The 13,303-nt window shown below is 54.4% G+C and carries 15 protein-coding genes; 7 read left to right on the top strand and 8 right to left on the bottom strand.

The annotated features are described in order from the left end of the window. Positions 1-9: 9 nt before the first annotated feature. The 5 genes from AC6EMZ_RS17405 to AC6EMZ_RS17425 all read right to left on the bottom strand — a co-directional run bounded on the left by AC6EMZ_RS17405 (position 10) and on the right by AC6EMZ_RS17425 (position 6,195). On the bottom strand, positions 10-960 hold the full coding sequence (locus AC6EMZ_RS17405) for a carbamate kinase family protein (protein WP_498404027.1): 951 nt from the start codon (positions 958-960) through the stop codon (positions 10-12). Further along, the gene (locus AC6EMZ_RS17410) at positions 957-2,513 is read right to left on the bottom strand and encodes a xanthine permease (RefSeq protein ID WP_498404028.1); all 1,557 of its coding nucleotides are present in this window, start codon (positions 2,511-2,513) and stop codon (positions 957-959) included. The genes AC6EMZ_RS17405 and AC6EMZ_RS17410 overlap by 4 nt, the downstream gene beginning before the upstream one ends. 11 nt (positions 2,514-2,524) lie before the next feature. Then, on the bottom strand, positions 2,525-3,940 hold the full coding sequence (locus AC6EMZ_RS17415; protein ID WP_498404029.1) for a YlbE family protein: 1,416 nt from the start codon (positions 3,938-3,940) through the stop codon (positions 2,525-2,527). Continuing rightward, positions 3,940-5,481 carry an acyl-CoA synthetase FdrA gene (gene fdrA / locus AC6EMZ_RS17420; RefSeq protein ID WP_498404030.1) on the bottom strand — a complete coding sequence of 514 codons (1,542 nt, stop codon included), beginning with the start codon at positions 5,479-5,481 and terminating at the stop codon, positions 3,940-3,942. Before fdrA ends, AC6EMZ_RS17415 begins: the two co-directional genes overlap by 1 nt. 108 nt (positions 5,482-5,589) lie before the next feature. After that, positions 5,590-6,195 carry an ankyrin repeat domain-containing protein gene (locus AC6EMZ_RS17425; RefSeq protein ID WP_498404031.1) on the bottom strand — a complete coding sequence of 202 codons (606 nt, stop codon included), beginning with the start codon at positions 6,193-6,195 and terminating at the stop codon, positions 5,590-5,592. Positions 6,196-6,516: 321 nt separating this feature from the next. Between AC6EMZ_RS17425 and AC6EMZ_RS17430 the strand changes: the two genes are divergently transcribed. Next, positions 6,517-7,446, top strand: a complete 930-nt coding sequence (locus AC6EMZ_RS17430) for a LysR substrate-binding domain-containing protein (RefSeq protein WP_498404032.1) — start codon at positions 6,517-6,519, stop codon at positions 7,444-7,446. A gap of 5 nt (positions 7,447-7,451) precedes the next feature. Here AC6EMZ_RS17430 and AC6EMZ_RS17435 read toward each other — a convergent pair whose 3' ends face one another. Next, a complete protein-coding gene (locus AC6EMZ_RS17435; protein WP_012907256.1) occupies positions 7,452-7,610 on the bottom strand; it encodes a YqaE/Pmp3 family membrane protein in 159 nt (52 codons plus the stop codon). 219 nt (positions 7,611-7,829) lie between these two features. Here AC6EMZ_RS17435 and AC6EMZ_RS17440 point away from each other — a divergent pair, with 219 nt between their 5' ends. Further along, positions 7,830-8,009, top strand: coding sequence for a GDFGVC terminal motif YodC-like protein (locus AC6EMZ_RS17440; RefSeq protein WP_498404033.1), 180 nt, complete (start codon positions 7,830-7,832; stop codon positions 8,007-8,009). Positions 8,010-8,047: 38 nt separating this feature from the next. On the opposite strand, the gene stpA is transcribed toward AC6EMZ_RS17440, so the two are convergent. Further along, a complete protein-coding gene (stpA, locus tag AC6EMZ_RS17445) occupies positions 8,048-8,452 on the bottom strand; it encodes a DNA-binding protein StpA (RefSeq protein WP_498404034.1) in 405 nt (134 codons plus the stop codon). 504 nt (positions 8,453-8,956) lie between these two features. On the opposite strand from stpA, the gene alaE reads away from it, so the two are divergent. Next, complete coding sequence (gene alaE / locus AC6EMZ_RS17450; protein ID WP_498404035.1) at positions 8,957-9,406, top strand: L-alanine exporter AlaE; 450 nt, start codon at positions 8,957-8,959, stop codon at positions 9,404-9,406. 32 nt (positions 9,407-9,438) lie between these two features. Here the strand turns inward: alaE and AC6EMZ_RS17455 are convergent, their stop codons facing one another. Further along, the gene (locus AC6EMZ_RS17455; protein ID WP_498404036.1) at positions 9,439-9,789 is read right to left on the bottom strand and encodes a DUF2002 family protein; all 351 of its coding nucleotides are present in this window, start codon (positions 9,787-9,789) and stop codon (positions 9,439-9,441) included. Between the two features lie 160 nt (positions 9,790-9,949). Between AC6EMZ_RS17455 and AC6EMZ_RS17460 the strand changes: the two genes are divergently transcribed. The 4 genes from AC6EMZ_RS17460 to nrdE all read left to right on the top strand — a co-directional run bounded on the left by AC6EMZ_RS17460 (position 9,950) and on the right by nrdE (position 13,299). Continuing rightward, the gene (locus AC6EMZ_RS17460) at positions 9,950-10,276 is read left to right on the top strand and encodes an ElaB/YgaM/YqjD family protein (RefSeq protein WP_498404037.1); all 327 of its coding nucleotides are present in this window, start codon (positions 9,950-9,952) and stop codon (positions 10,274-10,276) included. A gap of 244 nt (positions 10,277-10,520) precedes the next feature. Then, on the top strand, positions 10,521-10,775 hold the full coding sequence (gene nrdH / locus AC6EMZ_RS17465; RefSeq protein ID WP_498404038.1) for a glutaredoxin-like protein NrdH: 255 nt from the start codon (positions 10,521-10,523) through the stop codon (positions 10,773-10,775). Further along, positions 10,772-11,182 (top strand): class Ib ribonucleoside-diphosphate reductase assembly flavoprotein NrdI, encoded by a 411-nt coding sequence (gene nrdI / locus AC6EMZ_RS17470; RefSeq protein ID WP_498404039.1) that lies wholly within the window; start codon positions 10,772-10,774, stop codon positions 11,180-11,182. Before nrdH ends, nrdI begins: the two co-directional genes overlap by 4 nt. Beyond that, positions 11,155-13,299: a class 1b ribonucleoside-diphosphate reductase subunit alpha gene (nrdE, locus tag AC6EMZ_RS17475; RefSeq protein ID WP_498404040.1), complete on the top strand. Its 2,145-nt coding sequence runs from the start codon at positions 11,155-11,157 to the stop codon at positions 13,297-13,299. Before nrdI ends, nrdE begins: the two co-directional genes overlap by 28 nt. Positions 13,300-13,303 lie beyond the last annotated feature (4 nt).

Below are 13,303 nucleotides of genomic sequence, written 5' to 3' on the forward strand. Positions count from 1 at the left end.
TCCTTATTATTATGCGTTCACGATGTGGGTGCCGGTTTCACCGCGCAGTGCCGCAGGCAGGCAGTCTGGCGAGGTAATGATGACCCGTTTGCCGCCATGGCGAAGAAACTCCAGTGAGGCAACGATTTTGGGCAACATGCTGCCCGCCGGGAAATGCCCCTCCTCCTTGTAGCGCGTCATCTGCGCCACGTTCACCGTGTCCAGCGCCAGCTGGTTCGGCTTGCCAAAGTTGACGCACACTTTCTCAACGCCGGTGGTGATCACCAGCACGTCAGCGTGGATCTCACGTGCCAGCAGTGCGGTGGAGAGATCTTTATCAATCACCGCATCTACGCTCTGATAATCGCCGTTTTCTGAGCGGATCACCGGAATTCCCCCGCCGCCCGCGCCGATCACCACAAAGCCTTTTTGGGTCAGCGTTTTGATCGCGTCCGCCTCGACAATGCGCAGCGGCTGGGGTGAGGCCACCACGCGGCGGTAGCCCCGGCCTGAGTCTTCAACAAAATGCCAGTCAGGGTGGGCACGTTGTAGGTCATCACGCTGAACGTCACTAAAGAACGCACCGATCGGCTTGGTGGGATGGGTAAAGCCAGGATCGTTTTTATCCACCTCAACCTGGGTGACCACCGTGACCGCCTTTTGTTCGCCGCGCGCGGCCAGGCGGTTGTTCAGCGCCTGTTGGATCAGATAGCCGATCCCGCCCTGGGTATCCGCCACACAGTTGGCGAGCGGGGTTAGCGGCAGCCCTTCGCGCTCGTGGGCGATCTCTGCCCGACGCAGATCCAGCCCCACCTGCGGGCCGTTGCCGTGGGTCAGGACGATGTCATAATCGGAGGCCAGCATTTCCAGTACCGATTCCGCGACCGCTTTGACCGCCTGCGACTGATGTTCAATCGACTGACTGGCGTTGTCTTTGATAATGCTGTTGCCGCCGATGGCGACGACCATGAGATCTTTCATGTGTATTCCTTGAGGATAGAGCCGTCAGTTCCCGCACGTGCCACTTCACGGCTATCGAGAACGTGCTTCATCACAAACATGCCGCTCATCATCAGGTAGGCCGTAACAAACGTCAGCGAGCTGCCTTCCGCGAACCCCACTACTGGGGCGTGGATCACGCCGAACAGGGCCAGCAGCGCACCGACGGCGGCGGCAATCGCCCCGCGCAGCGGTTTATTGTTAATGGCGAAAATCGCGATACAGCCCCAGAGCATGCTGGCGAGCGGTGCACCGTTGCCCAGATGCATCAACCCTTCGTAATAAATCCCTTTGCTGTGCAGCACGTCGGTGCCAATTTTCGCCGCGTTGGTCCCCGCCGCCCCCATCACGCTGTTCATCATGGTGAGCGCCCAGTTGGCGATCCACGGGAACAGGCAGATAAAGATGACGGGGACCTCCACTTTGGGCGTTTCCCTCACCACCTGATTGGCGGTGACGACGCCGATAAACACCAGAATCGGCACGATGGCGGTCATCGGAATGATGGCGAGCATAAATGCCCCCAGCCCAAACAGCGGCACGATGAACATCGTGACGCCGGAGGCCAGCGTATATCCGATGCTGGCACCCATCGCCTTCCAGCCCGCGTGGCCGACGTAAACCGTCACCGGGAAAGGGTTGCCCATCAGGCAGCCGAGCATTGATGCCAGGCCGTTCGCTAACATCACCTTGCGCGTCGGGTAGGGATCGCCCGCCGCGTGGGCGCTTTCGATGTTTTCGAGGTCAAAGATGTAGTTCGCAAGACCCAGCGGTACCGCTGAGGCCAGATACGGCAGCGCGTGCGGCAGGCCCTGCATAAAGCTGTCAACGTGGACTTCCGGCGGGTTAAAGCCGAACGACGACATCGACGCCTTAATCGCTTCCGGGCTTTGCAGACCGGAGATCCACGCCAGCGCCGTACCGGCAATCAGCAGCAGTAAACCGGTGGGAATGCGGGCGAAGATCGGTTTCTTACCGAACCAGTTGATAAAGATCAGTAGCAGCACGATGAACGATACGGTTGGCGCTTCGAACGCCTGTAGCATCGGGTTCATCGCCAGCAGCAGCAGGCCAAGACCTGACAGGCACGACAACAGCACGGTACGCGGGATCATCTTGCGGATGGTTTCGCCGAGGAACGAGCCGCCCGCCAGGATCATCGCTTCAACAAAGCACCACACCAGGCCAATCTGGATGGCAAAGTCGGCGTCGCCGGTTTGCTGATACACCGGCATCAGCACCAGGAAGGTCACCGTAAATATCGACGGCGCGCTAGGGCCAGACGGCAGCGCGGTGACGTCGCTACGCCCGGTCTGACGCGCCATTTGCAGGCCAAACCAGGTGTAGCATACGCTCGCCACCAGCACCGCCAGCCCGAAGGCCGGCGCAATACGTCCATACACAATCTCTTTCGGGATGCCGACGACAAAAATAAGCAGCCCCATCATGGTCAGCAGGTTGGTCAGGTTATTAGTCATCAACCCGAAGTACGCCGCCCAGTCACCTCTTTTCCACTCCAGTTTCATGCTTTTCATGGATGCTTACCTTATAGGAAGTAGCGATCGCGGAAGGTCAACAGCGCCTTTTCAAAACAGCTAAACGGCGGGTGAACGATGCCCGCCCCAATCATGCCGATACCCGCGTCCTTATGGGCAATGGCGGTATTGATCACCGGCAAAATGCCGCTGCCCACCACTTTGGTGATATCAATGGCCGACGGGATGCCCATAAACGACAGCAGCGGGATGGTGACGTTAGGGTTTTCGCCGAGGGTGATTTCGCGCATCTGACGCGAGAAGTCGATGGCTTCATCCACCGTGCCGCCCACCAGCGCCACGATCGCCGGAGCCGTCGCCATCGCAAAACCGCCGATGCCATAGGTTTCAGTGATCGCGCTGTCGCCGATATCCAGACCTGAATCTTCCGGCTTGTAGCCTGCAAACATCGGGCCAATCACCTGCTGCGCCGGGCCGGTGAACCACTGCCCCGGCAGGCCGGAAATGCGCAGGCCAAATTCGTAGCCGTTGCGCGCCATGGTGGTGACGACGGTGCTGTACTCAATGCCGTGGGCAGCGTCCAGCGCGGCTTTGCACATCGCCATCCACGTCGGGCCGGAGAAGTAGTCGCTGCTGGCGACAAACTCAAATACCTGGCGCTGCTGCTCAACCGGATAGCCCGCCTGAATCAATCCCGGCGTCAGCGCCTGAATCAGCAGCGTGGTGCCTGCATTGTTGCGGTTGTGGCATTCGTCGCCCATGTGCAGCGCTTGCGCCAGCATCAGGCGCAGGTCGATTTCACCGATAATCTTCATGGCGTCGCGCAGCATCGGGCCGAGCACATCGCGCATCCAGTTCAGACGGTCGATCACGCTCTGGTCGTTGGCCCCCATGCGCAGGATCTTCGCCATCTGCTCGCTGAGGTTGGTGAAGGCGCGGTTGCCGTAGGTTTTGTTTTCGACGATATGCATAAACATCGAGGCGGACGTGACGCCTGCCATCGACCCCACGCAGTCGTGCTCGTGACACGGCGAGAAGGTGATTTTGCCGGATGCCGCCAGCCTGTCGGCCTCATCCAGATCGTTCGCCAGCCCTTCGAACACCAGCGCACCGGTTACCGCCCCCTTCATTGCCCCGCACATGTTTTCCCAAGCGACCGGTGGGCCAGCATGCAGAATGGTGGTGCGCGTCATGCCTGGCACCACGTTGATGGCCTGGTCATAGCCCACCAGCACCGGATGAGACTGAATAATGCGCTCCAGTGCTATTTTGTTAGCGGCGGCAATTTTCTCTGCCAGCGGCGCTAACGCCAGCTGGTCCAGCGCGTCGACCACCTGCATGTTGCCCTGCCCCGGCGGGGTCCAGTCCAGTTGGGTGACCGGAACGTGCTGCTTTTTCAAATCGTCGCTGAACATGGCGATGCCGACGTTAATGACGTTTAGCGGCTGGTTAAATAAGGTTTTCATCAGGCTTTCTCTCCTTTGCAGACGAATTCACGCGCCAGTAATCCGGTATTGGTACTGCTGCTGGCCCAGATAACGCCCGCATCGGTGAGCAACTGACACTGCTGCGCGAGCGACGGGGTATCGAGATCGGTGCCCAGCACGTAGCCGAGAATTTCCAGCGGACGGTTGTCTGCCTTTGCAATCGCCTGCGCCTCTTTAATGGCGTCGATCATCACGCCGACCGGGTCTTCATGCGAGCCGAAGCCGAGCACGAAATCCATCACAATCACGCCCACCTCAGGATCGCGCGCCTCTTGCAGCAGACGGCTGATGCGATTGGTCGGGTCGATCATCGGGTGCGGTTTGCCATTGGTGAAATCGTCATCGCCAAAGTCGAGGAAGGTGTGGGCCTGGCTGACGTTAATGTCGGCCAACCGTTTCGTAGGGTCTGGCTGAATGTTGCTGTAAACGTCATCGAATTTTTCCAGCGCCGCGAACATCGCTTCGTCGCACAGCGTGCCACCGCAGAACAGGCCGCGGATGTACTTCTGCTGCGGCGTCAGGCGAGCGCGGACCTCTTCGATCAGCGGCCAGTTAAGCGGATGCAGATCAAGCGACTCTTTTTTGATGCCGGTAAGAAGTACCGCTTTCAGCGCGGCTTCTTTGGTGGCGCGGGCGAAACGCAGGCCGTCTTCGTCAGCAGGCGGTTCGTTGCGACCCAGGAAGCAGACCACGACCGGTTTACGGCAGGTGCGCGCACGGGCCAGCACTTTTTCAGCCACAGACGGCGCGGGCGGTTTGGAGATCAGCACAATGACCTCGGTGGCGTCGTCGGCTTCAAGCATGTCGATGGCATCGAGCATCATCAGGCCGCCGATTTTCTCGCTGAGATCGCGCCCACCGGTGCCAATAAGCTGGGAGATACCGCCGCCGAACTCGTGAATACGTGCGCTCAGCTCCTGGCTGCCGGTCCCGGACGCGCCGACAATGCCAATCGGCCCACGACGGACCGCGTTGCCAAAGCACAGCGCCGCGCCGTTAATGATGGCGGTGCCGCAGTCCGGCCCCATCATCAGTAGCCCTTTTTTGTGCGCCAGCTGCTTGAGTGCCAGCTCATCTTCCAGCGAAACGTTGTCGGAAAAGAGCATCACATTGAGATCGTTTTCCAGCGCCTGACGGGCTTCGCGGGCAGCAAAGGTGCCGTTGACCGAGATAACCGCCAGGTTGCTGTCGGGACGATGCGTTTTGGCGCTGGCCAGAGTGGCGTAGCGCGATTCGTGTGAGCCCGCGTGCGCTTTGCGAGTGAACAAGGCTTCGATTGCCGCCAGGGTTTCGTCACTGGCGGCCTCGCCTTTAATCACTATCATCAGGTCGCCATTTTTGGCTTCCTGCAATTCCGGCGTTAATAAGCCGAGATTTTTCAGCACGCCTTTGTTCATTTCGGTCGCCATGGCCACAAACGCCTGTTCAACGCCGGGTAATTTATTGGCCTTTGTCGAAACGGACATAAGCGAAACAGAATCAAAATAGGTATTTTTCTTTATGACGATTTTAATGGGCATTATTTCCTCCCGAATGCGGGCAAAAGGGGGCTGTCATCATGTTTAAGGCATGATGGTAAAAGGGATATTTTTTATATCAGGCAAGCCCGATGCGGCTTGCCGAAAGTATTACGCGCCTGCGGCCAGCAGAAGGTCGGCGATCGGGTGGTAGTCTTTTTCGCGCGCCAGTTCGAGCGGTGATTTGCCGTATTTGTCAGTCATGTGCGGATTCGCGCCGTGGTCGAGCAGCAGCTTGACGATCTCCTGCTGTTTTGCGCCGCCGTCGTTTAAGACGATGGCCTCCAAAAGCGGCGTCCAGCCGACGAAATTGGTGTGGTTGACGTTGATGTCCGTGCGCGTCAGCAGCTCGCGCACAATCTCCACGTGACCTTTTTCGCTGGCTGGCGTAATACCAACGCCGCCAAATCGGGACAGACGATCGAGATCCGGATTGGCAGGCAATACAATGCGCAGCAGGGTGAGATCGTTAGTCAGGCAGCTAATCAGGAAAGGGTTAAAACAGGTTTGATCCTGCTTATCAATATCCGCTCCGGCGGAAATGAGTAATTCAACGCACGGATAATGCTTATTCAGGCTGGCAATAATAATGGCGGTTCTTTTTTGACGATTGGTGACGTTGATATCGACGCCTTTCTCCAGACAGGCCGCCAACGCCTCGGCGTTGCCCTGTTCTGCCGCCAGCAGAAATTCAGTGACGAGTGCATGTTCAGACATATTCAAACTCCTGATGTTTCCATTACTGATGACTTGAGAATAGCAACAGCCGATCCATAAAAGAATCCGCTTAAAAATGATTCATCGACAGTCAATTCATTGTTGATGTAAATTCAACAGTTCGGTCAAAACGTGCGTCTGTGCAACCTTTTTCTTATGTTTTACCGCTTTTTAACGCCCCAACCTGCATTATGCTTATGGCTTACGAAGCCTTGAATATCGCGGCTCTCAGCAAAATATCAGAACTGTGACCGGCTTCAAATGAGTTGTAGCCGCGTTGTTAAAATATGTTCAAAACTGATGGCTACCTGGAGCGGTGATATGAATTCTATCTTTACTGAAGAGAACCTTCTGGCGTTCACCACGGCGGCACGCTTTGGCAGTTTTAGCAAAGCCGCCGCCGAGCTTGGGGTGACGACGTCCGCCATCAGCTACACCATCAAGCGGATGGAAACCGGGCTCGACGTGGTGCTGTTTGTGCGTAATACACGCAGCATTGAGCTTACCGAATCAGGATCTTACTTTTATCGTAAGGCCACCGATTTGCTGAACGACTTTTATGCCATTAAGCGCGGGATTGATACCATTTCGCAGGGGATCGAAGCGCGGGTGCGGATTTGCATTAATCAGCTTTTATATACGCCACGCCACACGGCGCGGCTGCTTCAGGTGCTGAAAAAGCAATTTCCTACCTGTCAGATTACGGTGACGACAGAGGTGTATAACGGCGTCTGGGATTCGATCATTAACAACCAGGCCAATATTGCGATTGGCGCACCAGACACCTTGCTGGATGGCGGCGGTATTGATTACACGGAAATTGGGGCCGTTCGTTGGGTATTTGCAATTGCCCCTGAACATCCCCTGGCCTTTACACCGGAACCTATCGCCGAAAGTCAGCTTCGCCTTTATCCCAATATCATGGTCGAGGACACAGCGCATACCATTAATAAAAAAGTGGGATGGTTGTTACACGGTCAGGAGGCAATTCTGGTACCCGATTTTAACACCAAATGTCAGTGTCAGATTTTAGGCGAAGGCATTGGCTTTTTACCCGAACATATGGCCCGAGAAGCGGTGACAGAGGGATTACTGGTGACGCGCCGGATTAATAATCCGCGCCAGGATTCCCGCATGCTGCTGGCAACACAGCATGCGGCGACCGGTCAGGTTACCCGCTGGATCAAACAGCAGTTTGGCCCAGCGGGAATATTAACCGGAATTTACGATGATTTATTGTGGCGGACCTGATGCGATTAGTTACGCGTTTGCACCCAGAAGGCGTGAATCAGACCAGGGATATAACCCAGAAGCGTCAGGACAATATTGAGGATAAACGCCCAGCCAAAACCTTTACCGAGCAGCACGCCCAAAGGCGGTAAAATAATCGTGAAAACCACACGCCAGAAACCCATACATTCTCCATGCAAGCTAAACAGGTAATTGTAAAAAAAGAGATTTATCTCTAAGCGTAGCGAGTTTAGCGCGCTACGCCATTCCCCTCGTGCGCTTTTACGCGCTTTTACCCTCTTTACATCGGCTTTACCTGGCGATTAAGGAGTACGGGCGCATAACAACTGTACCCATCACGGTGCGTGGGATAAGGTTAAGTAAACCACAACGAGGAGGTAACTATGTTTTCTGTTGGCGATCTTGTGCAACCGCGTATGGGCGGCCCAAAGCTGAAAGTTATTGAAGTGCATGACGATCAAATCGTCGCGGTGCAGGCGGGTAATGAGCAGGGAGAGAAGTTCACGCTAAAGGCAGCGGACGTGACGCTGTATAAAGAAGACGGCGATTTCGGCGTTTGCTGATATTCCGGGCGGAGCAATACCGCCCGGCGATATAACTCTTAGATCAAGAAATCGTCCAGTGTTTTGCCATTGGCCAGCGCGTTGGCGATTGGCTTTGGCGTACGACCCTGACCGGTCCAGGTTTTTTCTTCGCCGTTCACGTCAGTAAAACGATATTTTGCTTCACGTGCTTTACGTTTTTGCGCCTGGCTGGTGCCTTTAAGAACATCTTTGCCTAACAGGTCTTCCGGAGAAATACCGTCAGCTTTCATACGCTCCAGCAGTGCAGTAATTTTCTCCTGCTGTTCGGCTTGTTGCTGCTGCAATTCACCCTGCTCATTACGTTTTTCTTCAGTAACGATTCTGAATTTTTCCAGCATTTCTTCAAGCACTTCAACGGAAAAATCACGCGCCATGGCGCGAAGGGTACGGATATTATTAAGATTTTGTAACATTGAAGACATATTACTGAAGACCTTTTAGAGTGGATGAAAAAATCATTAATGCATTATGGTAATCCACTTTACTTTAAATATCCAGCGCCATTCCTTCCAGACATTTATTGAGGATATTGATGATATATTTAATTAAATATCGTTAACGTTATTTACATTCATAGATTTTTACCATTGCGCCATCTCAATCAATTCCTAAAAGAGCCTTGCCGTAATATATAAAAGAAGTACCACCCGCCACTATTCGCACTAACACTGGTGAGCAGCCAACCAATCAGCCCAATACATTGATTTAAAAGCACATTAACTATCATGAAACAGAAAATAACGAAGCGCACAGAAAACACTCACCTTTAGAGAGTTTTATGGACAAAACGCCATTAAATAAAAATTTATCACTCATTGCGCGCTTCAAACCAGAGATATACCCTATACACGTCAAATAAACCAACCTAATGCACTAGAAGCAGCGGGCAAACCGACTATATTGTGTTTTTCTCAAGGAGTTTGGACATGTTCTCACCACAGTCTCGCCTGCGTCACGCGGTGGCAGACACTTTTGCGATGGTGGTTTACTGTTCTGTTGTGAACATGCTGATCGAGATTTTCCTGTCAGGAATGTCTTTCGAGCAGTCCCTTTCTTCTCGTCTGGTGGCGATTCCGGTCAATATTCTGATTGCCTGGCCTTATGGCTTTTACCGCGATGCCGTGATGCGCGTGGCGCGTCGTGTTAGCCCGTCAGGCTGGCTCAAAAGCCTCGCTGATGTGCTGGCTTACGTGACGTTTCAGTCCCCGGTATACGTGGCGATTTTGCTGACCGTGGGTGCGGACTGGCATCAGATTGCCGCCGCGGTCAGTTCAAATATAGTGGTATCGATGTTGATGGGAGTGGTATACGGCTACTTTCTTGATTACTGCCGCCGCCTGTTTAAAGTCAGCGCTTACGGCCAGGCCAAAGCGTAATGCAACGCGACTGGCCGCCGCCAGTCGCCTGTTTATTGCGGTTGCGGTTCGCCGAACAAGCCCGTCAGAAAACGTTCAAGCGCCATGCGAGAGCTGAAACCGTGCGGTATTCCGTAATGTTGATGGTTTTCACCCGCTAAATAGAGCGGAAATTCCTGGTAGTGATCGCAGGTTTTAATATCGGTTGCAGGATCGGCATACGGCAAACTTCTGTCTTTAAGCGTGGGGTGAATAATCAGCGCGGTGCGCCCCATTCTCGCTTCGCGGTTTACATAAACATAATTCTCACCTCGGCGATAGCCATAGGCTTTTTGCGTCACGGCATCCATGGTAAATCCCGCTTTTTCAAGAACGCGCGCCACCTCATCGGGTCGTAAATACATATTCTTTCCTCGTTATCTTTTCCTGCGGCGGCAACCTTACCGTATTCAGTATTGGCAACGCTTTCAGATAAATCCATAAACGCCACGATATGTCGCAATGAGCTTCAGATATTAAAATCCTGGGCTAAACTGAATGTGAACACAAATTATGGAGGATCGTATGTTTAACAGACCGAACCGAAACGATATTAATGACGACGCCCTGGATATTCGTAATGATGTCAGCCAATTAGCCGACACGCTTGAAGAGGTACTGAAGTCCTGGGGTTCTGATGCGAAGGATGAGGCGGATGTCGCCAGACGTAAGGCTCAGTCTTTGCTACGTGAAACCCGCGCCAGAATGAACGGTCGCTCGCGTACTTCGCAAGCAGCCTGTGATGCTATCGGCTGTGCTAACACCTTCATCCGTGAAAAACCCTGGTGTGCTGTTGGTACTGTTGCCGCCGTGGGTATTTTTGTCGGGGCGCTACTGACCCTGCGTAAATAATCCCCCACGCGCTGTTATGTGACCCTCGTTCGCTTCTGCGAGCGGGGGTTTTATTTTTTTGGGCAGTCAATCACCAGAAACCCCGTACAGCGTGCTCCTCCGCAAGGCATTCGTCAGCATAGCCACACTCCGCACAAATTCCCATATGTTGTATGGTTGAAACTTTTATCAACTACATCTAGTATTCCTTTTAGCTTAACACCCACAATTTGACGCGCCGACTCGCGTCGTACTCTCATTCTAAATGGAAATACGAATCATGAGCATTATTATTTACACTCGTAACAACTGCGTACAATGCCACGCCACGAAACGCGCAATGGAAAGTCGCGGCGTGGCCTTTGAGATGGTGAATGTGGATCTGGTTCCCGATGCCGCCGACACGCTGCGAGAACAAGGCTTCCGACAACTGCCGGTCGTGTTCGCCGGGGAAACCCGCTGGTCTGGCTTTCGCCCGGACATGATTAACCGTCTGCATGCTCAGGCCGCCAGCGCGTGAGTACGCTCGTCTACTTTTCCAGCAGCTCGGAGAACACGCTCCGCTTTATCGAGCGCGTTGGGCTGCCCGCCGTGCGCATTCCACTTAACGAGCGCGAGCGTATTCAGGTAGACGAACCTTATGTTCTGGTGGTCCCCAGCTATGGCGGCGGCGGAACGGCAGGTGCGGTGCCGCGTCAGGCCATCCGCTTTCTTAACGACCCGCACAATCGCGCGCTGATTCGCGGGGTGATCGCAGCAGGCAATCGCAACTTTGGCGAAGCTTTTTGCCGGGCCGGGGATGTTATTTCTCAAAAGTGCGGCGTGCCGTATCTCTATCGCTTCGAACTGATGGGGACACAGCAGGACGTAGAAAACGTGCGTAAAGGAGTGAACGAATTTTGGCAACGACAACCGCAGAACGCGTGATTCAGGGATCGATGGACTATCATGCGCTTAACGCCATGCTCAACCTGTACGACAGCGAGGGGCGTATCCAGTTTGGTAAAGACAGCGAGGCAGTGGACGCTTTTTTCGCGACCCATGTGCGCCCCAATACCCTGACCTTTGCCAGCCAAAATGAACGCCTCGACACCCTCGTAAAGGAAGGGTATTACGAAGAGCGCGTGCTGGCTCGCTACGATCGCGATTTTATTGTGACGCTATTTGAACAGGCACATGCCAGCGGTTTTCGTTTCAAAACCTTCCTCGGCGCGTGGAAGTATTACACCAGCTACACGCTAAAAACCTTCGACGGCAAACGCTATCTCGAGAGCTTTGAAGACCGGGTTTGCATGGTGGCATTGACCCTGGCGCAGGGCGATGAAAATCTGGCGCAGCGGCTGACGGATGAGATGCTCTCCGCCCGTTTTCAGCCTGCGACGCCCACGTTTCTGAACTGCGGTAAAGCGCAGCGTGGCGAGCTGGTTTCCTGCTTCCTGCTGCGTATTGAAGACAATATGGAGTCGATTGGTCGCGCGGTGAACTCTGCCCTGCAATTATCAAAACGCGGCGGCGGCGTGGCGTTTTTGCTTTCGAATCTGCGCGAGTCCGGCGCGCCGATCAAGCGTATAGAGAACCAGTCTTCGGGGGTGATCCCGGTGATGAAAATGCTGGAAGATGCGTTTTCCTACGCGAACCAGCTTGGCGCTCGTCAGGGCGCGGGCGCGGTGTATCTCCATGCGCATCACCCGGATATCCTGCGTTTTCTTGATACCAAGCGCGAAAATGCCGATGAAAAAATTCGCATCAAAACGCTGTCGCTCGGCGTAGTCATCCCGGATATCACCTTCCAGCTTGCGAAAGAAAACGCACAAATGGCGTTGTTCTCACCTTATGATATCGAGCGCCTTTACGGAAAACCTTTTGGCGATGTGGCCATCAGCGAGTTGTACGATGAACTGGTCGCCGACGATCGCGTGCGTAAAAAGTACATCAGCGCCCGCGATTTCTTCCAGACTCTGGCCGAGATCCAGTTTGAATCCGGCTATCCGTACATCATGTATGAAGACACGGTGAACCGCGTCAACCCGATCGCCGGGCGCATCAACATGAGTAACCTGTGCTCGGAGATTTTGCAGGTCAACAGCGCGTCGACCTATGACGAAAACCTGGATTATGCCGATACCGGGAAAGATATCTCCTGCAACCTGGGCTCGCTGAATATTGCCCACACCATGGATTCGCCCGATTTTGGCCGCACGGTGGAAACCGCGATCCGCGGGCTAACGGCGGTGTCTGATATGAGCCATATCCGCAGCGTGCCGTCGATTGAAGCGGGTAACGCCGCCTCGCACGCCATAGGACTCGGTCAGATGAACCTGCACGGCTATCTGGCGCGCGAAGGTATCGCGTACGGCAGCGCGGAAGGACTGGACTTTACCAACCTCTATTTCTACACCATTACCTGGCACGCGCTGAACACCTCGATGATGCTGGCGCGTGAGCGCAACCAGCGATTCGCAGGGTTTGAGCATTCTCGTTATGCGAGCGGCGAGTATTTTAGCCAGTATCTGCAAGGCGACTGGCAACCCAAAACCGAGAAGGTGCGCGCGCTGTTTGCCCGTGCCGGTATTAGGTTGCCGACGTTTGAGATGTGGCAGCAGCTGTGCGACGACGTGATGCGCTACGGCATCTATAACCAGAATCTGCAGGCGGTGCCGCCGACCGGATCGATCTCCTACATTAATCACGCGACGTCGAGCATTCACCCGATCGTCTCGAAAATCGAAATCCGCAAGGAAGGCAAAACCGGCCGCGTTTACTACCCTGCCCCGTTTATGACCAACGAGAACCTGGCGATGTATCAGGATGCGTATGAAATCGGGCCTGAGAAAATCATCGATACCTACGCTGAGGCCACAAAGCATGTGGATCAAGGGTTGTCTTTGACGCTGTTTTTCCCCGATACCGCCACCACGCGCGATATCAACAGGGCGCAGATTTACGCCTGGAAAAAAGGCATTAAGACGCTGTATTACATTCGCCTGCGCCAGCTTGCGCTGGAAGGCACCGAAATCGAAGGCTGCGTGTCCTGCGCGCTGTAAGGAG

The organism is Enterobacter sp. SCRI0065 (assembly GCF_059766475.1).

Bases quoted from the DNA above. Each gene is read 5' to 3' on its own strand.
- AC6EMZ_RS17440 (WP_498404033.1), top strand. From the start codon at position 7,830: ATGTTTTCTGTTGGCGATCTTGTGCAACCGCGTATGGGCGGCCCAAAG.
- AC6EMZ_RS17410 (WP_498404028.1), bottom strand. From the start codon at position 2,513: ATGAAAAGCATGAAACTGGAGTGGAAAAGAGGTGACTGGGCGGCGTAC.
- AC6EMZ_RS17430 (WP_498404032.1), top strand. From the start codon at position 6,517: ATGAATTCTATCTTTACTGAAGAGAACCTTCTGGCGTTCACCACGGCG.
- AC6EMZ_RS17425 (WP_498404031.1), bottom strand. From the start codon at position 6,195: ATGTCTGAACATGCACTCGTCACTGAATTTCTGCTGGCGGCAGAACAG.
- alaE (WP_498404035.1), top strand. From the start codon at position 8,957: ATGTTCTCACCACAGTCTCGCCTGCGTCACGCGGTGGCAGACACTTTT.
- fdrA (WP_498404030.1), bottom strand. From the start codon at position 5,481: ATGCCCATTAAAATCGTCATAAAGAAAAATACCTATTTTGATTCTGTT.
- stpA (WP_498404034.1), bottom strand. From the start codon at position 8,452: ATGTCTTCAATGTTACAAAATCTTAATAATATCCGTACCCTTCGCGCC.
- nrdH (WP_498404038.1), top strand. From the start codon at position 10,521: ATGGAAATACGAATCATGAGCATTATTATTTACACTCGTAACAACTGC.
- AC6EMZ_RS17405 (WP_498404027.1), bottom strand. From the start codon at position 960: ATGAAAGATCTCATGGTCGTCGCCATCGGCGGCAACAGCATTATCAAA.
- AC6EMZ_RS17415 (WP_498404029.1), bottom strand. From the start codon at position 3,940: ATGAAAACCTTATTTAACCAGCCGCTAAACGTCATTAACGTCGGCATC.
- AC6EMZ_RS17435 (WP_012907256.1), bottom strand. From the start codon at position 7,610: ATGGGTTTCTGGCGTGTGGTTTTCACGATTATTTTACCGCCTTTGGGC.
- AC6EMZ_RS17455 (WP_498404036.1), bottom strand. From the start codon at position 9,789: ATGTATTTACGACCCGATGAGGTGGCGCGCGTTCTTGAAAAAGCGGGA.
- AC6EMZ_RS17460 (WP_498404037.1), top strand. From the start codon at position 9,950: ATGTTTAACAGACCGAACCGAAACGATATTAATGACGACGCCCTGGAT.